The 26,989-nt window shown below is 61.8% G+C and carries 17 protein-coding genes and 1 tRNA gene; 3 read left to right on the forward strand and 15 right to left on the reverse strand.

The features are described 5' to 3' along the window. Positions 1–3 precede the first annotated feature (3 nt). Together mfd and NWI_RS07880 are read right to left on the reverse strand one after the other, a co-directional pair. Positions 4–3,528 carry a transcription-repair coupling factor gene (gene mfd / locus NWI_RS07875; RefSeq protein WP_011314780.1) on the reverse strand — a complete coding sequence of 1,175 codons (3,525 nt, stop codon included), beginning with the start codon at positions 3,526–3,528 and terminating at the stop codon, positions 4–6. Continuing rightward, positions 3,525–3,812 carry a succinate dehydrogenase assembly factor 2 gene (locus NWI_RS07880; RefSeq protein WP_041344915.1) on the reverse strand — a complete coding sequence of 96 codons (288 nt, stop codon included), beginning with the start codon at positions 3,810–3,812 and terminating at the stop codon, positions 3,525–3,527. The genes mfd and NWI_RS07880 overlap by 4 nt, the downstream gene beginning before the upstream one ends. 159 nt (positions 3,813–3,971) lie before the next feature. Between NWI_RS07880 and recG the strand changes: the two genes are divergently transcribed. Next, positions 3,972–6,071: an ATP-dependent DNA helicase RecG gene (gene recG, locus NWI_RS07885; protein WP_011314782.1), complete on the forward strand. Its 2,100-nt coding sequence runs from the start codon at positions 3,972–3,974 to the stop codon at positions 6,069–6,071. Positions 6,072–6,209: 138 nt separating this feature from the next. Here recG and NWI_RS07890 read toward each other — a convergent pair whose 3' ends face one another. Then, a complete protein-coding gene (locus NWI_RS07890) occupies positions 6,210–6,983 on the reverse strand; it encodes a DUF502 domain-containing protein (protein ID WP_011314783.1) in 774 nt (257 codons plus the stop codon). 117 nt (positions 6,984–7,100) lie between these two features. Beyond that, on the reverse strand, positions 7,101–8,927 hold the full coding sequence (gene glmS / locus NWI_RS07895) for a glutamine--fructose-6-phosphate transaminase (isomerizing) (protein ID WP_011314784.1): 1,827 nt from the start codon (positions 8,925–8,927) through the stop codon (positions 7,101–7,103). 374 nt (positions 8,928–9,301) lie between these two features. On the opposite strand from glmS, the gene NWI_RS07900 reads away from it, so the two are divergent. Next, positions 9,302–9,496 carry a hypothetical protein gene (locus tag NWI_RS07900; RefSeq protein WP_041345523.1) on the forward strand — a complete coding sequence of 65 codons (195 nt, stop codon included), beginning with the start codon at positions 9,302–9,304 and terminating at the stop codon, positions 9,494–9,496. Between the two features lie 76 nt (positions 9,497–9,572). Here NWI_RS07900 and NWI_RS07905 read toward each other — a convergent pair. From NWI_RS07905 to NWI_RS07935, 7 genes are all read right to left on the reverse strand, one after another. After that, a tRNA-Cys gene (locus tag NWI_RS07905) sits at positions 9,573–9,646 on the reverse strand. A gap of 186 nt (positions 9,647–9,832) precedes the next feature. Further along, positions 9,833–10,672 (reverse strand): hypothetical protein, encoded by an 840-nt coding sequence (locus NWI_RS07910; protein WP_011314786.1) that lies wholly within the window; start codon positions 10,670–10,672, stop codon positions 9,833–9,835. Between the two features lie 150 nt (positions 10,673–10,822). Continuing rightward, complete coding sequence (locus tag NWI_RS07915; RefSeq protein WP_011314787.1) at positions 10,823–11,536, reverse strand: tRNA-uridine aminocarboxypropyltransferase; 714 nt, start codon at positions 11,534–11,536, stop codon at positions 10,823–10,825. Positions 11,537–11,583: 47 nt separating this feature from the next. Next, positions 11,584–14,682, reverse strand: coding sequence for an efflux RND transporter permease subunit (locus NWI_RS07920; RefSeq protein WP_011314788.1), 3,099 nt, complete (start codon positions 14,680–14,682; stop codon positions 11,584–11,586). After that, a complete protein-coding gene (locus NWI_RS07925) occupies positions 14,682–17,804 on the reverse strand; it encodes an efflux RND transporter permease subunit (RefSeq protein WP_011314789.1) in 3,123 nt (1,040 codons plus the stop codon). The genes NWI_RS07920 and NWI_RS07925 overlap by 1 nt, the downstream gene beginning before the upstream one ends. 62 nt (positions 17,805–17,866) lie before the next feature. Next, complete coding sequence (locus tag NWI_RS07930; protein WP_011314790.1) at positions 17,867–19,240, reverse strand: efflux RND transporter periplasmic adaptor subunit; 1,374 nt, start codon at positions 19,238–19,240, stop codon at positions 17,867–17,869. Further along, complete coding sequence (locus tag NWI_RS07935; RefSeq protein WP_081431718.1) at positions 19,230–20,645, reverse strand: efflux transporter outer membrane subunit; 1,416 nt, start codon at positions 20,643–20,645, stop codon at positions 19,230–19,232. Before NWI_RS07935 ends, NWI_RS07930 begins: the two co-directional genes overlap by 11 nt. Positions 20,646–21,160: 515 nt before the next feature. Here NWI_RS07935 and NWI_RS07940 point away from each other — a divergent pair. After that, positions 21,161–22,201 (forward strand): cysteine synthase A, encoded by a 1,041-nt coding sequence (locus NWI_RS07940; protein ID WP_041344916.1) that lies wholly within the window; start codon positions 21,161–21,163, stop codon positions 22,199–22,201. A 13-nt stretch (positions 22,202–22,214) separates the two neighbouring features. On the opposite strand, the gene NWI_RS07945 is transcribed toward NWI_RS07940, so the two are convergent. The 4 genes from NWI_RS07945 to NWI_RS07960 are packed head-to-tail and all read right to left on the reverse strand — an operon-like array spanning position 22,215 to position 26,749. After that, positions 22,215–22,958, reverse strand: a complete 744-nt coding sequence (locus NWI_RS07945; protein WP_011314793.1) for an amino acid ABC transporter ATP-binding protein — start codon at positions 22,956–22,958, stop codon at positions 22,215–22,217. Between the two features lie 12 nt (positions 22,959–22,970). Beyond that, positions 22,971–24,491 carry an amino acid ABC transporter permease gene (locus NWI_RS07950; protein ID WP_011314794.1) on the reverse strand — a complete coding sequence of 507 codons (1,521 nt, stop codon included), beginning with the start codon at positions 24,489–24,491 and terminating at the stop codon, positions 22,971–22,973. After that, on the reverse strand, positions 24,488–25,693 hold the full coding sequence (locus NWI_RS07955; RefSeq protein WP_011314795.1) for an amino acid ABC transporter permease: 1,206 nt from the start codon (positions 25,691–25,693) through the stop codon (positions 24,488–24,490). The genes NWI_RS07950 and NWI_RS07955 overlap by 4 nt, the downstream gene beginning before the upstream one ends. Before the next feature lie 15 nt (positions 25,694–25,708). Next, a complete protein-coding gene (locus tag NWI_RS07960; protein WP_011314796.1) occupies positions 25,709–26,749 on the reverse strand; it encodes an amino acid ABC transporter substrate-binding protein in 1,041 nt (346 codons plus the stop codon). Between the last annotated feature and the right edge of the window lie 240 nt (positions 26,750–26,989).

Consider the following 26,989-nt stretch of genomic DNA (forward strand, 5'->3'; position numbering starts at 1 on the left):
GCATTACGCCGCCTTGCGATCCTCCGCGAGATTGGCAAGCTGCCGCATGATTTCGGTGGTGCCCATCAGGCGCTCTTCCGGGGTTTCCCAGTTCTGTAAGAACACCACTTTCATGTCGGGACGGACCTTCGCCGCCTGTCCATGCTGGCGGATGAAATACACCAGCCGATCGGGTTGCGCGAACTTGTTGTCGCGGAAGGAAATGACCGCACCCTTCGGTCCCGCATCCACCTTCTCGACATTGGCGCGGCGGCAATAGGCCTTGATGGCCGCGACCTTGAACAGATATCGGACTTCGTCCGGCAATTTACCGAAGCGGTCGCGCAGCTCCGCGGCAAAGCTGTCGATTTCATCATCGGTATCGAGGTCGGCAAGCCGGCGATACAACGATAGCCGAACCGCCAGATCGGCAATGTAATCCTCGGGGATCAATACCGGCATCCCGATGGTGATCTGCGGGGACCAGCGATCGTCGGCAATCTCCGTCACGCCGGTCTTGAGATTCTCGATCGCCTCCTCCAGCATCGACTGATAGAGTTCGAAACCAACTTCCTTGATGTGGCCCGACTGCTCCTCGCCGAGCAGATTGCCCGCGCCGCGAATGTCGAGATCATGCGACGCAAGCTGGAATCCCGCCCCCAGGGTTTCGAGCGACTGCAGAACCTTGAGCCGGCGTTCGGCCTGCGCCGTGATCTTGTGTTTCGACGGCAGCGTGAACAGCGCATAGGCGCGCAGCTTCGAACGCCCGACCCGGCCGCGCAACTGATAAAGCTGCGCCAGCCCGAACATATCCGAGCGATGCACGATGAGAGTGTTGGCGGTCGGGATATCGAGCCCGGACTCCACGATGGTTGTCGAGAGCAGGACATCGTACTTGCCGTCATAGAAGGCCGAGATGATGTCCTCGATTACCGTCGGCGGCATCTGGCCGTGCGCGACGGCGACCTTCATCTCCGGTACGTGCTTGTCGAGGAAATCCTTGACCTCGGCCAGATCGCTTACGCGCGGCACGACATAGAAGGCCTGGCCACCACGGTAGCGTTCGCGCAGGAGCGCCTCCCGGATCATCAGGGGATCGTGGGGCGCCACGAAGGTACGAACGGCCAAGCGATCGACCGGCGGCGAGGCGATGATCGATAGATCGCGCACGCCGGTCAGGGCCAGTTGCAGCGTGCGCGGAATCGGAGTTGCGCTCAGCGTCAGTACGTGGACATGCGCCCGCAGTTGCTTCAGCCGCTCCTTGTGGCTGACGCCGAAATGCTGCTCTTCGTCGACCACCAGAAGTCCGAGGTCCCTGAACTTGATGGATTTGCCGAGCAAGGCATGTGTGCCGACGACGATATCCACCGAGCCGTCGGCGATCCCCTTCTTGACCTTGGCCAGCTCCTTCGGCGACACCAGTCGCGAGGCCTGCGCGACATTGACCGGAAAACCACGAAACCGCTCGGTGAACGTTTTCGCGTGCTGACGCGCAAGCAGCGTTGTCGGCACGACGACCGCGACCTGCTTGCCATCCAGCGCGACGGCGAATGCCGCCCGCAGGGCCACTTCGGTTTTGCCGAATCCGACGTCACCGCACACCAGCCGATCCATCGGCTTGCCGCTTTCGAGATCCTCCAGCGAAGCCTGGATCGCGCCGAGCTGGTCCTCGGTTTCCTCGTAGGGAAAGCGCGCGCAGAACTCGTCGTACAGGCCCGACTGCACCGGCAGCTTCGGCGCCTCACGCAAATGCCGCTCCGCGGCGATCCTGATCAACTCGCCTGCGATCTCGCGAATGCGACTTTTCAGCTTGGCCTTGCGAGCCTGCCAGCCCCCGCCTCCGAGCCGGTCCAGTTCGACATTGGCTTGATCGGAGCCATAGCGCGATAGCAGTTCAATATTCTCGACCGGCAGGAACAGCTTGGTCTCGTTGGCGTAACGCAGTTCCAGACAATCGTGCGGCGCGCCACCTACTTCAAGCGTCTGCAAGCCGACAAAACGCCCGATGCCGTGCTCGACGTGAACAACGAGATCGCCCGCCGCAAGGCTGGTGACTTCCGAGATGAAGTTTTCGAGTTTGCGGCTGGCCTTGGGTGGCCGCACCAGGCGATCGCCCAGGATGTCCTGTTCGCTGATGACCGCGACAGATTCAGTTTCAAATCCGGATTCTATCCCGACAACGCCCAGCATGACCTCATTGCGGGGCGTTGCGTGAACGGTACGCCAGGTATTGATGCTCGTCAGGTTGAGCAGTCCGTGATCTTTCAGCATGCTCGCCATGCGGTCGCGCGAACCCTCGCTCCACAACGTCACGACGACTTTCTTTCGCGCGGCCTGCAACGCCTGTATGTGGGATCCGACGGACTCGAAAACGTTGAGAGTGGTGTCAGCCCGTTCGGGCGCGAAATTCCGCCCCTGCCGTGCGCCGGCATCGATGATATTGACGGATTCGTCCGGCATCGCGAATGGCGTCAACCGCACCAAAGCTGCTTCATTGAGGCGCTTTGCCCACTCATCCGGCGTCAGATAAAGACGGTCGGGCGGAAGCGGCTTGTAGGGCACGCCGCCGCCGGCTTGCTCAAGGGGCTCGCGGCGCGCTTCATGGTAATCGGCGATCTGCTTGAAGCGCTCGCTCGCGGCGTCTTCTCCCTGCGGCTCGATGACGATGGATGCGCCGTCAAGATAGTCGAACAGCGTGTCCATGCGTTCGTGAAACAGCGGCAGCCAGTGCTCCATGCCCGGATACCGCCGCCCTTCGCTGACAGCTTCATACAACAGGTCATCGCGTTCCGGTGCGCCGAAAGTCGCGACGTATCCCATCCGGAAACGCCGGATGGTTTCGGTGACGAACTGGAATTCGGAGATCGGCACCAGATCGAGCGAGCGTACGTCAAACAGCGTGCGCTGGGTTTCCGGATCGAATGACCGGATCGACTCCAGCGAGTCGCCGAAGAAATCGAATCGCACGGGATGATCGAGATTCGACGGAAACAGGTCGAGGATGCCGCCGCGAACGGCGTATTCGCCGGGTTCGCGGACCGTTGAAGAGCGATTGTAGCCGTTGTGCTCGAGCCATGCGGCGATGGAATCCATCGGAACCACATTGCCGGGTGCGACCGACAGGGCTTGAGACGCGACGATTTCGCGCGCGGGCACGCGTTGCAGGATCGCGTTGACCGTTGTGAGGATGATCAGAGGCGTCTCGCTGCCGGTTAGACGAGACAGGCGCGCCAGCGTCGTCAGGCGCTGCGCAAGCACGCCTCCATGCGGCGAGACCCGATCATAGGGCTGGCAATCCCAGGCCGGGAATTGCATCACGGAAATGTCCGACGCGAAAAATTCGAGCGCCCGCGCCAGTTGCTGCATCCGCGGACCGTCACGGCAGACCACCGTCAGGCTGACCGCCGCGGCTCGCCGCGTAGCGTTGGCCTTGATGGCTCGCGCGAGGTCAGAGACGACGAGTCCCTCGGCGCCCTCCGCGACATTCGCGAGCGTCAGCGGACGACCCGGTGACAGCGATTCCGCAGGCGACCTTGAAAAAGCTTTCATGCGCCCTGTCCCCGCCGAAACGACTTGATGCGATCGAACAGCGCGGTCCGGTATTCGGAGGCCAGCGGAGCGCCGTCGCTCAGCGCGGCGTAAAGGTCCGGGTCCGGAACCTCGATCAGGTTTTCGAGATCTTTTAACTCCGCTTCGGTCAATGAACCGATCTCCTCATCGACGAACCGGCCGAGGATCAGGTCCATCTCGCGCATCCCGCGATGCCAGCAGCGATACAGCAGCCGTTTGCGGCGGTCATCCATGCCCTCGCTCGATCGTGTCGATCCCGTCATTCGTCTATTCCAGGCAAACGCCAAAAGCCCGGACGAGCCGGGCCGGCACCATATAGCCTCCGGAATAATGGATGTCAGCATCCGTTTCGCGCATTGCGCAATCAGAGATTTGCATTCAAGGCTTGCAGTTGGTCCAGATCATTCCGCCCGAGTCCTGAGATGCGTCCCGCGCTGCTCAATCCGCTCTTTGTACCGGTGACCAGCCTGTCCGGCGTCGGACCGAAGCAGGACAGGCTGTTCCGGCACCTGCTCGCGCGCGATGAAACGCCGCGGCTGGTTGATCTGCTGTTTCACCTGCCTGCAAGCGTCGTCGATCGCAGGGCGCGACCCAAAATCCGTGACGCCGTCCCCGGCACGATCGTGACGCTGGAGGTGAGCGTCGACCGGCATCGCCCGGCGCCGCCCGGACGCTCGCGCGCGCCGCATCTCGTCTATGCCAGCGACGAAACCGGAAGCGTCGTCCTGACCTACTTCCGCGCTCAGCCGAGCTATGTCGAAAAACTGCTTCCCGCAGGCAGCAAGCGTTATGTGTCCGGCACGGTGCAGATGTTCGACGGCACGCTGCAGATCGTGCATCCCGACCGGGTTGTCGATGAAGCCGGGCTGGCGGAGCTTTCCGGCATCGATCCCGTCTATCCCCTCACCCAGGGTCTGGCGCCGGGGGCGTTGCGCCGCGCGATCGCGCAGGCATTGCAGAATCTGCCCGTGTTGCCCGAATGGACCGATCCGAAGATTTTACGTCGCTGTGGCTTTCCGCCGCTGGCTCAGGCGCTCCGCCGGGTCCACGTCCCCCTGGAGTTGACTGATACGCTGCCGGAAGGCCCGTTCTGGTCACGCCTCGCCTTCGACGAACTGCTGGCCGGCCAGCTTGCGCTAACGCTGGTGCGCGCGCGGCTTCGCCGCCCGGCTGGAAACCGGCACGCGGGCGACGGACACCTGCGCAACAGGATTATCGATGCGCTCCCCTACGCCCTCACCGCATCCCAACAGCAAGCCGTCGCGGCGATCATCGAAGACCTGCGGCAGCCGGTGAGGATGCTGCGGCTGCTTCAGGGCGATGTCGGCTCGGGCAAGACCGTGGTCGCGCTGCTGGCCGCCTGCGCGGTGGCCGAATCCGGCAAGCAGACGGCCTTGATGGCGCCGACCGAGGTTCTTGCTCGCCAGCATATCAAGACCATCGCGCCGCTGGCCGAACGGGCCGGCCTGCGGGTTGCGATTCTGACCGGCCGCGAGAAAGGCAGGGAACGGCGCGAGATCACGGCGCGCCTCGCCGAAGGCGACATTGACCTGCTTGTAGGCACCCATGCGTTGATCCAGGATGAGGTCACGTTCAAATCGCTGGCGCTCGCGGTGGTGGATGAGCAGCACCGTTTCGGCGTGCGCGAGCGCCTCGCGCTGACGACGAAGGGTGAAGCTGTCGATGTCCTGGTGCTGAGCGCGACGCCGATCCCGCGCACGCTGGTGCTGACCTATTTCGGCGACATGGATGTCTCCGAATTGCGCGACAAGCCCGCGGGCCGGCAGCCGATCGATACCCGCGCCGTTTCCGACGGCCGGTTGACCGAGGTCATCGACGCCGTTGGCCGCGCCGTGAAGGCGGGAAAGCTGGCTTACTGGATCTGTCCGCTGGTTGAGGAATCCGACGCCGTCGACCTGAGCGATGCCGAGCAGCGCTACCAAAGCCTCAAGGCTCGCTTCGGCGACAGGGTCGGCCTTGTTCACGGCAAGATGCGCGGCCCCGAAAAGGATCGCGTGATGGCGCAATTCGCGGCCGGCGAAATCAATCTGCTGGTCGCGACAACCGTCGTCGAGGTCGGCGTCGACGTTCCGGCGGCGACGATCATGGTGATCGAGAACGCCGAACGCTTCGGTCTGGCGCAACTCCATCAGTTACGAGGCCGGATCGGTCGTGGTTCGGAGCCCTCCACGTGCCTGCTGCTTTACCGGGAGCCTTTGGGCGAGATGTCAGCCGCCCGGCTGCGGGTGATCCGGGAGACCACGGACGGATTCCGCATTGCCGAAGAAGACCTGAGGCTGCGCGGCGAAGGCGATGTGCTCGGCACGCGTCAAAGCGGCCTGCCCGGCTATCGCGTCGCGCGCTCGGATGTCCATGCGCAACTCATCACGCTGGCCCGCGACGAAGCCCTGCGCATTCTGAAGCAGAATCCGAATCTCACGGGCTCGCACGGCGAAGCCTTGCGATGCCTGCTGTATCTGTTTGAGCGCGACGAAGCCCTGCCCCTGCTCGGCGCGGGTTAAAAGCGAGGCATGTCTCCGGGCTGGCCCCCGAGCATGAAAGACCTATTCGCGTGAAGAAAACGCTACAGGTCGAGGTCTGGACAGCCTCCGCTCCTCACCCTGTGCTCCTCACCCTGTCAGGCGCAAGGGCTCCAGGCATCAGTCAACCTTCGCAGCCGTTGTCGACGCGAGGTTGGAGGCATTCGCGACCCGCGCCGCCTGGGCCATTTCCGCGAGGGCCGCGAGCTTCTTCTGCGAATCGGAGTTCGGCTGAACCACGCCGGCCGACATAATCAAGGTCGCCGCCTCCTCCGTGCTCATGTCGATCTCGACGACCCTGTTTTTGGGCACGTAGAAGAAGAAGCCCGTGGTCGGGTTGGGCGCGCAGGGCAGGAATACGGAAATATGCTCCTCCTGAGAGGGAAGCCGGGCAGCGACATTCGCGCTTGGCACCTGCGAGATGAGCACGATCGACCACATGCCGGGCGACGGGAATTCAACGAGACCAACCCTGCGGAGGCTCGATCCGGATCCCGAGAAAAGCGTTTCGAAGACCTGCTTGAGTCCGCGGTAGATCGCCCGCACCACCGGCATACGGCCGAGCACTTTTTCGCCAAGATCGACCAGCGTCCGGCCGATCAGGTTGGCCGTCAGGAAGCCGAGCATGGTCAGCGCGAACACCGCGACGATCAGGCCCGATCCGGGCAATATGAAAGGCAGGTACGTTTCCGGCCGATATGCCATCGGGACGAACGGCCGCACCAGGTTGTCGACCCAGTTCACGAACCACCAGGTCAGGTAAAGCGTTATCGCCACCGGGCCTGCGACAATCAGGCCGGTCAGAAAGTAATTCCGGAATCGCGCGATGAGCCCGCGAGGCATGTCCGGGGAATGGTCGCCTTGTGCGCCGCTCGGAGGGGTGTCACGCGTCATCGTGGTTCCAGATCAAGACGTCCAAAAAGGCTTTCAAAGGGCTGATACCGGCTTATATAGGCATTCTATCAAACTTTGCATGTCGTGCATGCGATGGACGCCCTTGCGGCCTCCGTCTTATTCAACGGTGACGGATTTTGCCAGGTTGCGCGGCTGATCGACATCCGTGCCCATCACGACCGCGGTGTGATACGCCAGCAACTGCACCGGCACCGCATAGATCAACGCGGCAAAAGTGGCCGCCATATCTGGCATGATGATCGTCTCCAGCGGCTCGACAGCGGCTTCCGCCGCTCCCTTCGCGTCGGTCATGAGAATGATGTTGCCGCCGCGCGCCGCCACCTCCTGCATGTTGGACACGGTCTTTTCGAAGACGCGGTCATAGGGAGCGATCACCACCACAGGCATGTTCTCGTCGATCAATGCGATCGGTCCATGCTTGAGTTCGCCCGCGGCGTAGCCTTCCGCATGGATATAGGAGATTTCCTTGAGCTTGAGCGCTCCCTCCAGCGCAAGCGGATAACTGGTGCCGCGTCCGAGATACAGGACATCCCTGGATTTGGCGATCTCGCGCGCGAGCCTGTCGATCTGCGGTTCGGTGGCCAGCGCCTCCGACATCAAGCGCGGAACTTCGATCAGATCGTGCACGAGCCGGGCTTCATCTTCCTCGGATAATTCGCCGCGCACCTTGCCCGCGGCGATCGCGAGCGTTGCGAGCACCATCAACTGGCAGGTGAAAGCCTTGGTCGAGGCGACGCCGATCTCCGGTCCCGCCAGCGTTTGCAGCATCGTCTCGCTTTCGCGCGCGATCGTCGATGTCGTGACGTTGACGATCGAGAGCGTGTGCAATCCATGCTGCTTCGCATATCGCAGCGCCGCGAGCGTATCGGCGGTTTCGCCGGATTGCGAAATGAAGATGGCGAGGTCGCCTTTGCCGAGCGGCGCTTCACGATAGCGAAACTCAGAGGCGATATCGATTTCGACGGCAAGCCGGCCCAACCGCTCCAGCCAGTACTTACCGATGTAGCCGGCATAGTTGGCGGTTCCACACGCGATGATCGAGACCCGCTTGATCTCGCGAAAATCGAACGGAAGGTCCACCGGAAGCGATACGCGCTCGGTCGCCATGTCGACATAGCGGGCCAGCGTGTGTCCCACCACTTCGGGCTGTTCGTGGATTTCCTTGGCCATGAAGTGGCGATAGTTCGCCTTGTCGACCAGGGAAGCCGAAGCGCTTTGCTTGACCACCTCGCGCTGAACGACGGCGTTATGGTGGTCGTAAACCGTCGCGCCGTCATGCGTCAAAACAGCCCAATCGCCGTCTTCGAGGTAGCTGATCGTATCCGTCAGCGGCCCGAGCGCAATCGCGTCCGATCCCAGGTACATTTCGCCGTCGCCATACCCGATCGCCAGCGGAGGCCCGTTCCGCGCGCAGATCAGAATGTCATCGTCGGCCGCGAAAATGAAACCGAGAGCGAAGGCGCCGCGAAGCTGCGACAACGTGGCTCTGACCGCCTCGACCGGATCGATGCCGGCGGCAAGATAGCCATCGACCAGATGAAGCACGGCTTCAGTATCGGTTTCAGTTTCGAAAACCGCTCCGTTCTTCTTAAGTTTCTCGCGCAGTTCGCGAAAGTTTTCGATGATGCCGTTGTGAACGACGGCCACGCGCTCGGTCGCGTGGGGGTGCGCGTTGTTCTCCGTTGGTCTGCCGTGCGTCGCCCAGCGCGTGTGCCCAATCCCGACCTGCCCGATCAGCGGCTCGGCCTGGAGGCGCCCGGCGAGGTTTCGCAGCTTGCCCTCGGCGCGACGGCGCGCCAGACACGCGCCTTCCAGTGTAGCAATGCCGGCGGAATCGTAACCGCGGTATTCGAGACGCCTGAGCGAATCAACCAGTTGCTCCGCTACCGGACCGCGCCCCAGAATTCCTACAATACCGCACATGCGGATCAATATCTCCCAACTCAGACAATCGCGAAAAGACCGCGCCCTCTTAACGAAACCCGGACCGTCCGGAAACAGTAATCATCGCCGATTGCGACAGTGTTAAACCGGCCTCAACGCAAATCCTCCAGCGGTCCGGATGTCCCTTCCTCGCGAGACCGGTCGCGGGCGGACCTGCCACGGTAAGCACTCGATAACCTTGATTGCATGCGAATCGGCGATCCGCGATGTCGAGGATGTCCGTCGGTCGGGTCATGTGCGAGGCTCAAACCGTGTCGCAATTTTCATGGCTCGATCCAGACAATTTTAGCGATTTCCGCAACGGGAGCCCAAGCCGTTTCTGGCACTCTGTATGCCAGACCAGAGAGGCGTACATGAGTGAAGTTGAGTTTGAACGACTGCTGAGCGCAGTGAGTGACGTGCTCGCGCCGCGCATCGAAGAAGCCGTGCGTAACGCGCAGCCGCAGGTTGACCAAATGGGGCCCGGCAAGCTGCCGCAAGCCGCGAACGACAATGAAGTCGCCTGGCCCTTCCTTCCTTTTCCCGAGGGGTGGAACGGCGCCTGCTGAACGATTTCTAAGCGATTGATGAATTTGTAAATTTTGAATTATTTCAGATGGTTATCATAACACATTGATTATGTTATGGAGGCCACGACCAGAATTGAACTGGTGTACACGGTTTTGCAGACCGTTGCGTAACCACTCCGCCACGTGGCCCCTTGGTCCCCGACTTATTATAGAGTGACAGTCACTTAAGCAACCTTGCTCATATTTACGGGCGCAGATTTCTGAATCTGCGATCCGTGGCGTTTCCGAACCGCCGTCCGCGTTGTATTCCCCAGCCTCGACCTGGCCTGGACCTCAGACGGCCGCTGATAAGCAAGGCGGCGGCGCACAGCAATCTCACTTCCGGGAACAGGATTCTTTCTTGTCTTGTGCCGAAAACTCCAAGGATGAGATCGAAGCCCTGGCGCCGCAGTACCGACGCTCGCAACTCTCATTGGCAAATCGAAACCGGATACGATCCGATATCTCGATATCGATCTGACAAACCTCTGTCGGCTGGCTTTTGTCGACATAGCGCCAGCCTTGCGCTGTTTCGGCTACCGTGCCTTTCGCGGAGCATAGATGTTTCGTGCGCGGATTAGCGACGTCGACGGAGAACGACGCCGACCCGGATGATCCAACGCTGAGGCTGAATTCGACTCCCTCGTCCTTCTGCGCAAAGCAATGACGCCCTTCCCTCATCGCAGCGCGCATATCGCCGGCCTCTCCCGTCGCCGCGCGTGTCGTATTCTTGGGCGCGACGGCGGCATTCTCACCGCCGCACTTCCGGTAAAGACTGATGCCGGGGCGCTGCTTGCTGACGTTGACCATGGCGAGAGTGTCATTCCTCCCCAATGGGAGGATCTGCCATATCCCGGTTTGCGTCCATCGCTCGCCTTCACCATCGCACGTCATGGCGACGTGAACAGCGCCGCTATCAAATTCGACCTTTGGCCGGGATACGGATTTGAATCGGCACTCGCTCTCATGATAGCGAACGAGGCCTGCCTCGATCTTGATGTGCGTGTCGGTGTGCCGGTCCGAATTCCAGTCCGAGGCTTTGCAAGCCTGATCTTCATTTTCGATGGCCTGCCACACGCCCGTGAAGCGTTCCGGCACGTTCGCGGCCAAACACTGGATCGGCGCAAGGACAGCAATCCCGATGATCAGCGAATTGTTTAGTGCGCGAATATTCAACCTGGTCCCCGCCTGCTCGGTTCAAGCAAACTTGATACATCAGACTGATCCAGCCGACAGCTCAAAAGTGACCGATCCTTCAGCCGCTCGCGAAATGGTCGAACGACGTTTGCGGCCGCTGCAACCGTCATGGGCCTATCATGGCCAGCGTCATCGGTGTCGGCGGCGTCTCGGTCGGGTTGCAAGTTCGGGCATGTCCGCCTGCGCCTCCTGATACTTTGTCAGCATCCGATCGAAGCTCGCGAGCAATGTGGTTTCGATGTCAGGCCGATCCTCGAGTCCGGCGAGCATGATCGCCGCCGCCTCGATCGTGGCGAGGCCGTCGCGTCGCGGCTCCTTGCGCAGCTTGCCGTAACGGGACGCTCGCCCCGGCGCCAGGACGACGCGCTGGCATTTCAGCAACCATGGATTGCGCCACCATAGCGCCTTCGCCTGGCTCCATGTGCCATCCAGCAGCACCACGCCCTCGATATCGGCGAGAGCCGCGCGTTGATCGGTCTTCATCTGGCCGTTGCGATCGATTGCGACGATGGTGCGGTCGGTATTGAAGCGATCGGCCCTGACCGAGCCAAGGTAAAGCGCTGCCCAGCGCGAGGGATCATGCACCGGCCGTCCCAATGCTCTCGACAGGCTGGGCCAGGACAGACCGATCTTCAGCACGGCGTTCTCGACATGCAGCGCGGTCAGCCGGGCGGTTCCGAGCGCTTTATCCTGCTCCTGGGGATGTTGCAGAAGAAGCAGCGCGGTCCGGTTTTTGATCTGCTCGATGCTCCCGCAAACGCAGAGCACTTCCGCCTTGTGACAGCGCCCGCATTGCGGGAGCGCTTCACTTTCCGCGGCGGAGCTTTCGGAGTTGCTGGACATTGCCCGCTATACGCCGCGCCGATCCAGCCCGCAACCGATCGCTTCCGCTATTCGGCGGGCGCGGCGGCGGGGATGGCCTCGCCTCGCCGCCGAATCCGGTCGATCAGGAGATAGATGACCGGGGTCGTATAGAGGGTCAGGATTTGTGAAACGAGAAGCCCGCCGATGATGGTGATGCCGAGCGGTCGCCGTAGTTCCGTTCCCGGACCGGTCGCGAGCACCAGCGGTATCGCGGCGAAAAGCGCGGCCATTGTCGTCATGATGATCGGCCGAAAGCGCACGCGGCACGCCTCGAAGATGGCGTCCGCGGATGATAATCCGCGTTGGCGTTCGGCTTCCAGCGCGAAATCGACGATCATGATCCCGTTCTTCTTGACGATGCCGATGAGAAGAATGATTCCGACGAACGCAATGATCGTCAGCGGCGTGCCGGTGATCTGCAAGGCCAGAAGCGCTCCGAGGCCCGCCGATGGCAGGGTGGAAATGATCGTCAGCGGATGAGCGAGACTCTCATAGAGAACCCCGAGCACAATATACACCGCGACGAGCGCGCCGAGAATCAGCAGCGGCTGTCGCCCCGATGTCTTGCGGAAGTCGGCCGCGCTTCCCTCGAAGCTTCCGCGAATGCCCTCGGGCATGTGCAACTCATCGACCGCGCGTTGAATGTTGGCGGTAGCATCCTGAAGTTCCACGCCCGGCAACGTGTTGAACGACACCGTCACCGACGGAAACGATTGTGAATGATAAACGGCGAGCGGCGACAGATCTCGCTCGTAACGGGCGACGGCGGACAACGGAATTTGCACGCCGTTGGCTCCCGCGACGAAGATGCGTTCGAGGTGAGATGGGTCTTCCTGAAACCGCGGATCGATTTCCAGAATGACCTGATACTGATTGCGCTGGGTGTAAACGATCGAAATCTGCCGCTGCGAAAACGCGTTGTTGAGCGCGTTGTCGATGTCCTGAACCCTGACCCCGAGGCTGGACGCCCTCTGCCGGTCGATTGACAGCGTCAGTTGCAAACCGCCGGCCTCGCGGTCGCTCGACACGTCGGTAACGCCTTCGATCGCTTGCATGCGCTTGGCGACAAGCGGCGCCCATTTCTGCAACAAATCGAGGTCGGTGCTAATGAGCGTGTACTGGTAGTTCGAATCGCTCTGGCGGCCTCCGCGGCCGATGTCTTGGGCGGCGAACATGAATAGCCTGATGCCCGGCACGTCACCAAGACTTCGTCGAAGCCGATCGATCGCCTGCTGGGTCGTCAGCTTCCCCCGTTCAGCGGGCGGCTTCAGGCTGATATACATGAATCCCCGATTTGAGCCCGCGCGCATGCCGCCGCCGCCGATCGATGAGCCGATGCCCTCCACGGCGGGATCAGCCATCACGATATCCATGACGCGCTGTTGAAGCTCGAGCATGGACTGAAAGGAAACGTCGGGTGACGCGCGCGTCGCACCGATAATGAAGCCGCTATCGTCGATCGGGAAATAGCCCTTCGGCGTCTTGATATACAGCGTCACCGTCAGGGCGATGGTTGCGAAGAAAACCAGCAGCATCAGGACGGGAAAGCCGAGCACGACGCGCAGCGTGCGCGTATAGAACGCCACGATTCGCGAAAGCAGGCCCTCGACCAGCCGGTCGAACCGGGTCGCATCCGTGGATGTCGCGCGTTTGATGTAGTGGGCGCAGATCATTGGCGTGACCGTCAACGACACGATCGTCGATACCACGATGGCAAACGTGAGTGTCAGCGAGAACTCCCGCAGCAACCGGCCGACAATACCGTCCATGAAGATCAGGGGCGTGAATGCGGCAATCAGCGACAGGCTGATCGAGAGCACGGTAAAGCCGATTTGCCTTGCTCCTTCGAGCGCCGCCCGGTACGGCGGCAACCCCTGTTCCAGATTGCGGTACATGTTCTCGATCATGACGATGGCGTCGTCGACAACGAAACCGACCGAGATGGCCAGCGCCATCAGGGACAGGTTATCGATGGAGAAGCCCGCGAGCCACATCCCGGCGCATGTACCGGCCAGCGCCAACGGGACTGATACGCCGGCCGCGACCGTCGGCGTAAATCGCCGGAGGAACGCAAAGACAACGACCATCACCAGCAAGGCTGTCGCAAGCAGCGTCCATTCCATGTCCTCGACGCTTGCGCGGATGGTTCCGGTACGATCAACGATGATGGAGACTTCGATACCGGCCGGGATCCATTGCTTGAGTTCGGGCAGCAGCGCCCTCACCCGGTCGACCGTGTCGATGACATTGGCGTCGCCCTGCTTGGTGACCTGGATCAGCACCGCGGGCTGCTTGTTGAACCAGGCGATCGAGCGGCTGTTTCGCGTGGCGTCCTTGACCTCGGCCACGTCCGAGAGCCGAACGAAATTTCCTCCCGAACTCTTTATAACGATGTCTCTGAATTCCGCCGCGCTACGCATCTGCCGGTTGGTCGACAGCGTCTCGCTCTGGCGGTCGCCGTTGAAGATTCCGACAGGGCCGAGCGGATTGGCGTTCACGATCGCGGTCCGGACATCGTCGGTCGAGATCCCTGCGTTCGAGAGCGCGACCGGATTGAGCGCGATCCGCACAGCCGGCTGGTCAGCGCCGCTGACCGAAACCTCGCCCACTCCCGGAACCTGCGAAACGCGCTGAACGAGAACCGTATCGGCTACGTCATAGATGGCGCTGGTCGACATGGTTTTCGATGTCAGCGCCAGGATAAAGACCGGCGACGCCGCCGGATTGGCCTTGCGGAATTTCGGCAAGGTCGGCATATCCGTCGGCAGATTCGCGAGCGACGCGTTGATCGCCGCCTGCACATCGCGCGCTGCGTGATCGATGTCGCGCCCGATGGCGAACTGCAAATGGATGCTGGTGGAGCCCAGCGTACTTGAGGATGTGATCTGTTCGACGCCGGCGATCTCGCCGAGGCGCCGCTCCAGCGGCGCGGCGACGGTGGCGGCCATCACCGACGGCGACGCGCCCGGCCGGCTCGCCGACACCCTGATCATCGGGAAGTCGACATTGGGAACGGAAGCCACCGGAAGCACGCCATAAGCCACGACGCCGATGAGAAACAGCCCGATGGCGAGCAGCGTGGTGCCGACCGGCCTTCGTATGAACGGCTCGGAGATCGAAGCCATTATTTCATGCCTTCGATCGCGCCTGGCGGCGGCCCCGAACCGCCGGTCGGAACGGCTTGCTCGATGCGCTTGTTCAGCCGGTCGAGCGCCAGATAGATCACGGGCGTGGTGTAAAGCGTGAGCAGCTGACTGAGCAGCAAACCGCCAATGATCGAAATACCGAGAGGAAACCGCAACTCCGAGCCGGTGCCGCTTTCAACCGCCAGCGGCAGCGCGCCGAACAGCGCCGCCAGCGTCGTCATCATGATGGGTCGGAAGCGGAGCAAACACGCCTGCACGATCGCATCCGTCGAAGACATGCCCTGACGGCGTTCAGCCTCCAGCGCGAAATCGATCATCATGATCGCGTTCTTCTTCACGATGCCCATCAGAAGAATGATGCCGATCAGGCCGATCACCGACAGATCCTGTCCGAACAGCATCAAGGCGAGAATGGCGCCGATACCCGCCGAAGGCAGTGTCGAGAGGATCGTAATCGGATGAATATAGCTTTCGTACAGGACGCCCAGCACGATGTAGATCGTGACCAGCGCGGCCAGGATCAGCCAGGGCTGACCGGCAAGCGATTTCGAGAACTCGGCCGCGTCACCCGAAAACATGCCGGCGATATTGGAGGGCATGCCGATGCGGGTCTCAATGGTCTTGACCCGTTTCACGGCGTCGCCCAGCGCCTCTCCCGGAGCGAGGTTGAAGCTGAGCGAGGATGCCGGGAACTGCGCCTGATGAGAGATCGCCAGCGGCGCGGTTGTTCGGGTCAGCGTCGCGACGGCGGATAGCGGCACCTGGGCCCCGGCCACCCCCGGCAGAAAGAGCTTGGAGAGGATCGAGGGGTCGCGCTGATACTGCGGCAGAGCCTCCAGCACGACGCGATACTGATTGGACTGTCCATAAACCGTCGATATCTGCCGCTGGGCAAAGGCATCGTTCAACGTGTCGTTGACCGCCTGAAGGCTGACGCCCAACTGGCCCGCGCGAGCGCGGTCGATGTTCAGCGCGGCGCGAAGACCTGCGTCCTGCGCTTCCGACGATACGTCCCGGAAAAGCGGATCGCGGCGCAGTTCCTCGACCAGCTTGCGGGTCCACTCCGAAACCTGGGCCGCGTCCGTCCCCGTCAGGGTGTATTGATACAGTGAACGGCTGGTTCGCGTGCTGATCTGAATGTCCTGCACCGGCTGAAAATAAACCGTCATGCCGGGAATCGAAGCCACGCGCGCCTTGAGGCGCGCGATGACGGCAGCGACGTCGTCACGGCGGTCGTTGCGCGGACTCAGCGTCATCACCAGACGGCCGGCATTCGTGGTCGGATTCACCGAAGCGGCGCCAATGACGGATACGACGCCTGTGACGTCAGGGTCCGCCTTGATGACGGCCGCTACCTCGGCCTGACGCCTTTGCATTTCGGCGAAGGAGACGTCGGGCCCCGCCTCGGTGACGGCGATAACCGACGCCGTGTCCTGCAAGGGCAGGAAGCCCTTTGGCGCGACGACATAGAGCAGCATCGTCGCGACGATCGTCGCAAGGACAACGCCCAGTGTCGCCTGCTGATGCCGGAGGACCCATAACAGCGTCAAATGATAGAACGCGACCAGCCGGTCGATACTGCGGTTGACCGCCGCCACTCCGGGGATCGAAACGCCTCCTTCCGAGCGCTTGAGCAGACGCGAGCACATCATAGGCGTCAGCGTGAGCGACACCACGGCGGAGGTGACGACCGCGATCGTCAGTGTCAGGGCGAACTCGCGGAACATTCTTCCGACCAGCCCGGACATGAACAACAGCGGGATGAACACCGCGATCAGCGAAACCGTCAGCGAGATCACGGTGAAGGCGATCTCGCGCGCGCCCCGGAGCGCGGCTTCCATGACGCTCTCGCCGTTCTCGATGTGCCGGACGATGTTTTCGATCATGACGATGGCGTCATCGACCACGAATCCGGTGCCGATCGTCAGCGCCATCAGCGACAGGTTGTCGAGGCTGAAGCCTGCGAAATACATGATGCCGAAACTGGTGATCAGCGATAGCGGCAGCGCCACCCCCGCGATCAATGTCGCCCGCAGCGAGCGCAGGAAAAGCAGCACGACAAGCGTCACGAGGACGATGCTGAGAATGAGGGTGAACTGCACGTCGTGGACGGATGCGCGGATCGTCACGGTCCGGTCGCTGACGACGGTCAGGTCGACACCGGCCGGAATCGCGCTTTGGAGTTTCGGAATCTCCTCCCGGATCTGCCGGACAACCTCAATCACATTGGCGCCGGGCTGGCGCTGGATATCGATGATGACCGCCGGCGTTCCGTTGTACCAGCCGCCAGTGCGGTTGTTCTCCAGTCCGTCGACGATCCGGGCGACATCGCCGATCGTGACCGGAGAACCGTTACGGTAAGCGATAATGATGGGTCGGTATGCGTCGGCCGTCGTGACCTGGTCGTTCGCCGCGATCGTATAGGCTTGCTGCGCGCCGTCCAGGGATCCCTTGGGGCCGGAAACGTTGGCGCTGGCGATCGCGGTCCGCAAATCCTCCATTGAAATGCCATAGGCGGCCAGCCGCGTGAGATCGGCCTGGACGCGCACCGCCGGCTTCAAGCCTCCGAGCACGGAAACGCGGCCGACGCCCGAAATCTGACTGAGGCGCTGGGTGAGAATGGTATCCGCGATATCGCTCATGGCGCGCATCGAGACCGTGTCCGAGGTCAAAGCGAGCGTCATCACCGGCGCGTCGGCAGGATTCACCTTGGCGTAGGTTGGCGGGTACGGCAGATTTCTCGGCAGGATTCCCGCGGCCGCATTGATGGCCGCCTGCACGTCCTGCGTGGCGCCGTCAATATCCCGATCCAGGTTGAACTGCAGGGAGATCTGGCTGAGCCCGTACGAACTTGTCGACGTCATCGACGACAGCGACGGGATCTGTCCGAGCTGACGTTCCAGCGGCGCCGTCAGCAATGACGCGACGACATCGGGACTTGCGCCCGGCAGCTGAGTCCTCACCTGCACTGTCGGGAAATCAACCTGCGGCAGCGCGGAGACCGGCAGCGCCCAATAGCCGAGCGCGCCCCCGATCATCAGCGCGATCCCGAGCAAGGAGGTCGCGATCGGACGACGGATAAACGGTTCCGAAACACCCATGTCTGATCAACTCGTCTGGCGGCGATGCCGTGGATTAGATATTCAGCGCCGCACCTCTGGAGTTATGGCCGAGGCTTCGGTCCCGCGCCGGACTGCCCGCTTTCCTGTGGCTCGCTGCCCGATTGATTCTGTCCTCTCTCGCTCCGCCTGCCGCGACGATCGCTGCCATCACCGCCCCGGCGAGCGCCGCGCCTGTCCTGCCGCGCCGGCGGCGCAAGATCGGCCGTCGGCACCTGATCGCTCTGGCCGACAGTCACCTTTGCGCCATCGGAGAGATTGGCGAATCCGGTTGTGACCACGCGATCGGTGGGAGCAATTCCCTTGGCGATCACGGCGTCCTTTTCGTCCTGCTGCCGCACCGTCACCGGCCTGGCTTTCACGATGTCGTCGTCGCCGATCACGTAGCTGAAGGTTCCGAGCGGGCCTCGCTGCACCGCCGACGTCGGGATCACCGTCGCTTGCGACAGCGTTTCAACCTTGATGCGTACGTTGACGAACTGGCCTGGCCAGAGTTGAAAATGCTCATTCGAAAATGCGGCCCTCAGCCTCAATGTGCCGGTCGTCGGATCGACCTGATTATCGATGCCGATCAGCTTGCCCGTGTCGACGACTGTCGTGCCGTCGTTTCCGAATACATCGACTTCGATTTCACCCTTGGCGGCGGCTGCATTCACGCGCGTGATCTGCTGTTGCGGAAGGCTGAACTGGACGGAGATGGGTTGAAGCTGCGTAATGATGACCAGTCCGGTCGCATCCGCGGCGTTGATGATGTTGCCGCGGTCGACCTGGCGCAGGCCCACGCGACCGGAAATCGGCGCGACGATCCTGGTGAAGCCGAGCATCGCCTGCGCGTTGTCGATGGCGGCCTGATCGGCCTTGACCAGCGCCTCCTGCTGCGCGACGACCGCCCTCTGGGTATCCGCCTGCTGCTTCGAACCGGCGTTGGAGGCGGCTAGTTGCTCGTAGCGTTTCAGATCGAGGCGCATATTGGCGAGTTGCGCTTCGTCCTGCGCCTTCTTCGCGACCGCCTGATCGTACTGGGCCTGATAGATCACGGGCTCGATTTCGCCCAGCACGTCGCCTTTCTTGACGTCCTGGCCTTCGGTGAAATTGACGGCGATCAGCTTGCCGTTGACCTGGGAGCGTACTGTCACGGTGCTTAGCGCGCGGACGGCTCCGACGCCGTCCAGGTAGACCGGCACGTCCTGGATGCGCGGCGTCGCCGCCAGTACCGGAACCGCGCGATCGGGACGTTCCCAGCTTCCATCGCGCTTCTTCTGAGCAAACGAGGTCCAGCCGAGATAGGCTAGCCCTCCGACGATCAGGAGCGTGATGGCGATCCGCAGGGGACGCCGACGGTCGCTCGCCGCTCTCGCGCCGGACAGCCCGTCGCCGGCTGCTTTCACTGTATCGTCCAGGCCTGGTCTAAAGAGCATTGCCCGCCCTCTCGATCCGCGGCTCCCAGCCGCCGCCCAGGGCCTGATAAAGACTCACGATCGCCTGTAACCGTGCAAGCTGCGCTTGCGACAGGACATCTTCCGCCTGAAAAAGCGTCAATTGCGTGTTCAGCACGATGATGATGTCGGCGGTACCGGCCTGTAGCTGTTGTTCGGAGAGCTGGAACGCTTTGCGCGAAGCGGCCACGACCTCACGCTGGAGGCGCAGCCGCTCGGTGGTTTGACGCACGGCAGTCAGCGCGTTGCCGACATCGGCGAACGCCGAGATCACCGTCTTGCGGTAAGTCTGAAGCAGTTCGTCCTGCCTCGCCTTCGTGAGTTCGAAATTGCTGAGGATCCTGCGGCCATCGAAGATCGGCTGCGTCAGTGCGCCGGCGAGGTTGAAGAATGCGGCATTGGGGGCGAACAGCGCGACCAGCGCCGGGCTCTGGTAGCCGCCCTGCGCGGTCAACTGAATGCTTGGAAAGAACTGTGCCCGCGCGCTACCGACATTCGCGGTCGCCGAGGCGAGCTGCAGCTCCTGACGGCGGATGTCCGGGCGCTGGGTCAGCAATTCGGACGGCAGCCCGGGCGTCACCCTTGGCGCGGTGATGCGGTTGAGCGAACCGCCCTTCACGGTCACGCTTTCCGGCGGGCGAGCCACCAGCGTCGCGAGCGCGTTGATGTTCTGTACCAGCGTCTGCCTGAGTTGCGGAACGGTCGCGCGCAGATTTGCCAGCACGCTCTCCTGCTGCGCAACGTCGAGGTCGGATCCGGTGCCGGCGCTCAGCCGCTGTTTGAGCGCGTCCAGAATACGCCGGGCGCTGGCGATGTTGCGTTCGGCGGTGCGAATGCGGTCCTGCGCCGTGAGGACCTGGAAATAGGCATTCGCGACGCTGACCAGCGTCGTCAGCGCGACCACGTCGCGGTCAAAGCGGCTGGCGTTGGCCGTCTCCAGCGCGGCCAGCGTGGCATCGCGGTTCTTGCCCCAGAAATCGAGCTCATAGCTGGCGCCGCTCAACGTGCCCGAGTAGTTCACGACTTCCCGGCCACGATTGGTCAGGCCGCTTTGGCTCGAACCCGACGTGCGGAAATAGGATTCCTGCCCGCCGATGCTGACGCTCGGCAATAGCGCCGCGCCGATGATCCGGGCCTGCCGGTCGGCCTGAATGATCCTCGCGGCCGCCGCTGCGATATCGAGATTGACGGTCTGGGCCTCTTCCATCAGGGAGGTGAGTTCGGACGAGCGAAAGCCGCGCCACCAGTCGAGCGCCGGCAGGGCGTCAGCCGCGGTCGTGCTCGCGGCCTTGTACGCCATCGGAATATCCAGCGCCGGATCCGGAATATCCCGTGTCAGAATGCAGCCGGCCGACGCCGCGACCGCCGCCCATAGCGGCAGGAGCATCGCGGAACGCCGGATCCATGTCGCGCGTCTCAGAGGATGGCCCAAAGCCCTGGCGGCGGGAGCGCTCACACCGGCCCCCTGAGGGACGACAGAGACGACGAAAGGTATTGACGTGAGCCTGAGGCACCGCAGTACCAACCTTTTCTGAAATAGAGCGACGCGGCCACCGGGAGTAATGCTTTCTCTTAAGAAACCGCCCTATTCTAGCTGTCCGAGCAGGCGACGGACAGTCCTGCGGAGGCAAGAACGTTAGACGCGCTCCACTGGAGCCGGAGTTCTGATTCTATCAGAAAAGACCTGATTTTATTGCGTTTCCTGAAACATGGACCGAGGCGTGTCCGCCAATCTTACCAAGATTTCATGCGGCGCTACGAGGGTTCGCCGCCGGTTCGTGGAAAGTCGCCGGCCCGCGGCTTCGCTTTATGAATGCGATTCTGCGCACCCTTGTACCTGCCTCTCCCCTCAACTAGGGTTACCTGCAATCCTCCAACAGCCCGATGAGAATTTTGCATCTCATGAGAATCGATAACGACGTCGTAGAAGCGATCGGCAATACACCTCTTATCAAGTTGAAGCGCGCCTCCGAAGCAACAGGATGCACCATTCTCGGCAAGGCCGAGTTCATGAATCCGGGTCAGTCCGTCAAGGATCGCGCCGGTAAGCAGATGATCCTGGAAGCCGAAAAGCGCGGCGACCTCAAGCCCGGCGGCCTCGTCGTTGAAGGCACGGCCGGCAATACCGGCATCGGTCTTGCCATCGTCGCCAGCGCTAGAGGCTATCGCACGATGATCGTCATTCCGGAAACACAAAGCCGTGAAAAGAAAGACATGCTTCGGCTATGCGGCGCCGAGCTGGTCGAGGTTCCGGCGCTCCCCTACAGCAACCCGAACAATTATCAGCACATCGCAAGGCGTCTCGCTGACGAATTGCGCGAATCCGAACCCAACGGTGTGCTGTTCGCCGACCAATGGAATAACCTCGACAATCCGAAGGCCCATTACGTTTCCACGGGTCCGGAAATCTGGGAGCAGACGGATGGAAAGGTCGATGGCTTCATCTGTTCGATCGGCACCGGCGGCACGCTCGCCGGAGTGAGCGCTTTCCTGCGGGAGAAAAATAAAGATATCGTCATCGGCGTCGCGGACCCGCGCGGCGCGGCCATGTATGAACTGTTCAAGAACGGCGTGGCCAAGCCGACCGCGGGAGGCTCGATCACCGAGGGGATCGGGCTCGGACGCGTGACGCCCGTGATTGCCGACGCCAGGGTTGACGAAGCCTATCTCGTCCCGGACGAGGAGGCTGTGCCCGTGATCTACGATCTGCTCGAACACGAGGGGCTTTGCCTTGGCGGCTCGACCGGCGTCAACGTCGCCGGCGCGATTCGTCTCGCGCGCCAGCTGGGGCCCGGCCATACCGTCGTGACGATCCTGTGCGACTCGGGCAACCGCTATCAGTCGAAACTTTTCAACCCGGACTTCATGCGCTCCAAGAACCTTCCCGTGCCGCAATGGCTCGAGAGGCGGAGCACGGTGAAGGTTCCGCTCGCAGAAGTTTAAGGCCGTTCCGGTCTCACCGCAGAATCTGGCTGAGGAAGAGCTGGCTGCGCGGGTGTCGCGGATTGGCGAAGAAGCTGGCCGGGGTATCGGACTCGATGATCTGTCCCTCATCCATGAACACGACGCGGTTGGCGACCTCCCTGGCGAATCCCATTTCGTGCGTGACCACAAGCATGGTCATGCCTTCTTCTGCCAGATCCACCATCGTGTCGAGAACCTCCTTGACCATCTCGGGATCGAGCGCCGACGTCGGCTCGTCGAACAGCATGACCTTTGGATTCATCGTGAGCGCGCGCGCGATCGCCACGCGCTGCTGCTGGCCTCCGGACATCTGACCGGGATATTTGTTGGCCTGATCAGGAATCTTGACGCGCTCCAGAAACTTCATCGCCGCCGCCTCAGCGTCCTTCTTCGGCGTATTGCGGACCCAGATGGGAGCGAGCGTGCAGTTTTCGAGCACCGTGAGGTGCGGAAACAGATTGAAGTTCTGAAAGACCATCCCGACCTCGCGCCGCACGTCGTCGACGCGCCGCAAATTGGGGCCGAGTTCAATTCCATCGACGACGATGCGGCCTTCCTGAAACTCCTCGAGCGCGTTGATGCAGCGGATCAGCGTCGACTTTCCCGAGCCCGACGGACCGCAAATGACGATGCGTTCGCCGCGGGCGACGTCGAGATCGATGTCCCGCAGCACGTGAAAACTGCCGAACCACTTGTTGAGAGCGATGATGGAAACGATGGCGTTGTTATCTGTCATTGGTTTCCGAGTTCAGGTTCGCCGATGCGCGTTCAGTCGATGCTCCACGAATAAAGAGTATCGCGAGATGCTGAAGCAGAATGCGAAGTAGATGAGTCCGGTGAATGCGAATCCGGTGAACAGCGTGGTGGGCGTCGCCCATGTGGGATCCGCGAACGACGCCCGCAAGATTCCGAGCAGATCGAACAACGCGACGATGGAGACCAGCGAGGTGTCCTTGAACAGCGCGATAAAGCTGTTGACCAGTCCGGGGATGACATGCCGCACCGCCTGCGGCATCACGATCAGCCCGGTGGTCTTCCAGTAGGACAGTCCAAGCGCATGAGCGGCTTCCGCCTGTCCGCCCGGAACCGCCGCGAGACCGCCGCGAATGACCTCGGCATTATACGCCCCCGCGAACAGCGCAATACCGATCAGGACCCGGACCAGCCCATCGACGGTAAAGTTTCCGGGAAGGAAGAGCGGCAGCATATAGGTCGCGAAAAACAGCACGGTGATCAGGGGAACGCCGCGCCAGAATTCGATGAAGGCGATCGAGAAAACCCGAATCAGCGGGAGAGTGGAGCGCCGTCCCAGCGCCAGCGCGATTCCGATCGGTATCGACGACACGATGCCGGTCACCGACACCACCAGCGTGACCAGCAGGCCGCCCCAGAGACGAGTGTCGACAACCGGAAGTCCGCCGCGATCGAGAGGCATGACCGCGATAATCAGGCCCATGCCGGCGAACGCGGTCAGGCTCGTGAGCAAGGCACCCCAGCCTGCACGAAATCCGCCGCTGAAGAAAAAGAGCAGCAGCGAAATGAACGCTGCCGTCAGGCCAAAATCGTACCAGACCGGCTGACCGGAGCCCTGAAGCCGATCCCGGAGCGACATCAACGGCGACGCCAGCACGTTCACCACGTCCCCGATCGATGCAATGGCGCCTCCCACCGGCCGCAGGATCGTACCGAACTCGCCCGCCTCCCCTGACGCCGCGAGTTGCCGTCCGGCGTCGCCGACGCTGTCCGCAAGGCTGGACAGAAGCCCTGCGCTCCAGCTCACACCGAATCCGGTAATGCCACCGCCATGCAGCAGAAAAAATGCCGTGACGGGAAAAGCGACGAAGAACAGGCCGGCATTGAGACGCTTGGCGGGCAATCGGGGAATGAGAAGCGGCAACAGCAAGACGGCCGCCAGCAGGAACGTCAGATTGACCCGCCACCGTTCGGGCTCCGGATAAAAGCCGTAAATGAACTGCGTGATCTTCGCCTGGACGAACGGCCAGCACGCTCCGATCGATTGCCCCGCATCGGCGGCCAGACACGAGGTTCGGTCCTGACCTTCCCACGCCGCATCGATGAAGAGAAAGCGAACGGCGGGAACAACGAAGAGCCATAGCAGCGCGACGCCGACGAAAGTCAGCAGCGCGTTGCCCGGCGAGTTGAACAGGCGAATCTGCACGAAGCGGAGCAGGTTTGTCGTCGTGACGGGGGCTCGTCGTTCCGGAACGAGATCGTCGCGCACGAACGATGGTGCGGGTCGAGCGGTCATGCCCTTACGCTCCGCGCAACGCGCCGGGAGTAGATGCTCATGATCCCGCTGGTTACCAGCGAGATCAGCAGATACACGCCCATCGTGATCGCGAGGATCTCGATGGCTTGTCCGGTCTGGCTGAGCGTCGTCCCGGCGAACACGGAGAACAACTCCGGATATCCGATGGCGACAGCCAGCGAAGAATTCTTGGTGAGGTTGAGATACTGATTGGTCAGCGGCGGCAGGACGACCCTCATGGCTTGCGGGACCACGATCAATCGCAGCGTCGATCCCCGCGAAAGCCCGAGCGCGGCGCCTGCTTCCATCTGACCCTTGTGCACGGAGAGAATTCCGGCGCGCACGACTTCCGCGATGAAGGCGGCCGTATACGTCGAGAGCGCGATCGCCAGTGCGACAAATTCGGGGATCAGACGCGCGCCGCCGGAGAAATTGAATCCCTTGAGGACCGGCATTTCGAACGTGAAGGGAATACCGAAAACGGCTATCGCTACGGCCGGCAGAAAGATCAGCAGACCAAGAGCATAGGGCCAGACGACCAGCGCTCGTCCGGTCCGAAACAAGCTGCGACGGGAATGGCTCCGCAGCACCATGCAGCCGATGATGGCAACCGCTATCGCGACGGCGAACGCGATCAACCCCTCCTGCCCGACCGGCCTCGGGATCGCGAGACCGCGATTGCTGAGAAAGACGCCATCAAGGATCGAGATGCTTTGCTTTGGACTCGGGAGCATCCGCAGCACGGCAAGGTACCAGAACAGAATCTGAAACAATAAGGGCAGATTTCGAACCAGCTCCACATAGCCGCCGGAAATGCGGGATATCAGCCAGTTCGGCGACAAGCGGCCAAGCGCCACCATGAAGCCGATCACTGTCGCGAAGAAAATGCCGACCGCGGCCACCACCAGCGTATTCACGAGACCGACAAGAAAAACACGCGTGTAGCTGTCGGTCTGGGAATACGGGATCAGGGTCTGGCTGACCCCGAACCCCGCGGTATTCGACATGAAACCAAGCCCGGACGCGGTATTCTGCGCTTCCAGGTTTCCTCTGGCGTTGGCCACGATCTCATAGCCGATCCACGCAAGGATCGCGACGAACAGCACCTGCAACGCAAGTCCGCTCCAGCCCGCCCGCCCGCCAAGCGCGCGTCGTAGCCTGAGAGAAAATTGCAGCGGCGGTTTTCGGGACCGGGTGGCCATTCCTTCGCGTCGACGCTAGCGGATCGGCGGCGCGTACATGATTCCGCCCTGATTCCAGAGCTTGTTGAGTCCTCGCGCGATCCCGAGCGGCGAGCCGGCGCCGACGTTGCGATCGAACGATTCGCCATAGTTGCCGACGGCCTTGATGATTCGCGAAACCCAATCCTTGGTGACGCCGAGCTGCTCGCCGAAATTGCCGTCTGTTCCGAATATGCGCTTGAGTTCGGGATTCTCGGATCTGGCCATTTCGTCAACGTTCTTCTTCGTGATGCCGAGTTCTTCGGCATTGATCATCGCAAACAGCGTCCACTTCACGAGATCGAACCACTGGTCATCGCCGTGACGCACCATCGTCGCGTGCGGCTCCTTCGAGATGACCTCCGGCAGAACCGCATGATCGGCGGGATTAATGAGCTTCAGCCGCTGGGCGTAGAGCTGTGAAATATCCGAAGTGAACACATCGCACCGGCCGGATTCGTAGGCCTTTATGGTCTCGTCGGCGGTGCTGAATGCAATGACCTCGTACTTCATCTTGTTGCTTTTGAAATAATCGGCGAGATTCTGTTCGTTCGTGGTGCCGGTCTGAACGCAGACCGATGCGCTGTTCAATTCCAGCGCCGAGTTCACCTTGAGGGACTTCCTGATCAGGAAGCCTTGTCCGTCGTAGTATGTCACGCCGGTGAAATTGGCTCCGAGCGACGTGTCGCGCGAGAGCGTCCATGTGGTGTCGCGCGACAGCACATCGATTTCGCCGGATTGCAGGGCGATAAACCGGTCTTTCGCGGACAGCGGAACAAACTTGACCTTGGTGGGATCGTTGAACACCACGGCCGCGATCGCGCGGCAGATGTCCACGTCGAGGCCCGTCCAGTTTCCTTTGTCGTCAGGGGCGGAGAAGCCCGGCAACCCCTGACTGACGCCGCACGACAGCGCGCCTCGCGCCTTGACTGCTTCGAGCGTGGTCTTCGCCTTCGCGGATTCCTGCTCCTGCGCGGATGCCGGTTGTAATGAAATACCAGCAACGATAGCGAAAATAGCAGTAAATACGCATTTCATGGCAATGCCTTTCAAGAACGTCAATGGACTCAGGTCGCGCCGTTCAGCGGTTTGGTCTAGGTGCGCCCGACCGATTCGTTTCTCCCACCAGAATCAGGCCAAAGACGGACTTTGTCGATCAACCGGGGTTGAGAACAGATGAAGCTTCACAGGATGAAGCTTCACGGGGGCTTTCTACCCGCGGTCGGCGATAAATTGAACCATCACCGAACGACGAGCGCACTCCAGCATTCGCACCCG

Origin of the sequence: Nitrobacter winogradskyi Nb-255, assembly GCF_000012725.1 — a bacterium.
Taxonomy (GTDB): domain Bacteria; phylum Pseudomonadota; class Alphaproteobacteria; order Rhizobiales; family Xanthobacteraceae; genus Nitrobacter; species Nitrobacter winogradskyi.

Bases quoted from the DNA above. Each gene is read 5' to 3' on its own strand.
- mfd (WP_011314780.1), bottom strand. From the start codon at position 3,528: ATGAAAGCTTTTTCAAGGTCGCCTGCGGAATCGCTGTCACCGGGTCGT.
- NWI_RS07880 (WP_041344915.1), bottom strand. From the start codon at position 3,812: ATGACGGGATCGACACGATCGAGCGAGGGCATGGATGACCGCCGCAAA.
- recG (WP_011314782.1), top strand. From the start codon at position 3,972: ATGCGTCCCGCGCTGCTCAATCCGCTCTTTGTACCGGTGACCAGCCTG.
- NWI_RS07890 (WP_011314783.1), bottom strand. From the start codon at position 6,983: ATGACGCGTGACACCCCTCCGAGCGGCGCACAAGGCGACCATTCCCCG.
- glmS (WP_011314784.1), bottom strand. From the start codon at position 8,927: ATGTGCGGTATTGTAGGAATTCTGGGGCGCGGTCCGGTAGCGGAGCAA.
- NWI_RS07900 (WP_041345523.1), top strand. From the start codon at position 9,302: ATGAGTGAAGTTGAGTTTGAACGACTGCTGAGCGCAGTGAGTGACGTG.
- NWI_RS07915 (WP_011314787.1), bottom strand. From the start codon at position 11,536: ATGTCCAGCAACTCCGAAAGCTCCGCCGCGGAAAGTGAAGCGCTCCCG.
- NWI_RS07920 (WP_011314788.1), bottom strand. From the start codon at position 14,682: ATGGCTTCGATCTCCGAGCCGTTCATACGAAGGCCGGTCGGCACCACG.
- NWI_RS07925 (WP_011314789.1), bottom strand. From the start codon at position 17,804: ATGGGTGTTTCGGAACCGTTTATCCGTCGTCCGATCGCGACCTCCTTG.
- NWI_RS07930 (WP_011314790.1), bottom strand. From the start codon at position 19,240: ATGCTCTTTAGACCAGGCCTGGACGATACAGTGAAAGCAGCCGGCGAC.
- NWI_RS07935 (WP_081431718.1), bottom strand. From the start codon at position 20,645: ATGCTCCTGCCGCTATGGGCGGCGGTCGCGGCGTCGGCCGGCTGCATT.
- NWI_RS07940 (WP_041344916.1), top strand. From the start codon at position 21,161: ATGAGAATCGATAACGACGTCGTAGAAGCGATCGGCAATACACCTCTT.
- NWI_RS07945 (WP_011314793.1), bottom strand. From the start codon at position 22,958: ATGACAGATAACAACGCCATCGTTTCCATCATCGCTCTCAACAAGTGG.
- NWI_RS07950 (WP_011314794.1), bottom strand. From the start codon at position 24,491: ATGACCGCTCGACCCGCACCATCGTTCGTGCGCGACGATCTCGTTCCG.
- NWI_RS07955 (WP_011314795.1), bottom strand. From the start codon at position 25,693: ATGGCCACCCGGTCCCGAAAACCGCCGCTGCAATTTTCTCTCAGGCTA.
- NWI_RS07960 (WP_011314796.1), bottom strand. From the start codon at position 26,749: ATGAAATGCGTATTTACTGCTATTTTCGCTATCGTTGCTGGTATTTCA.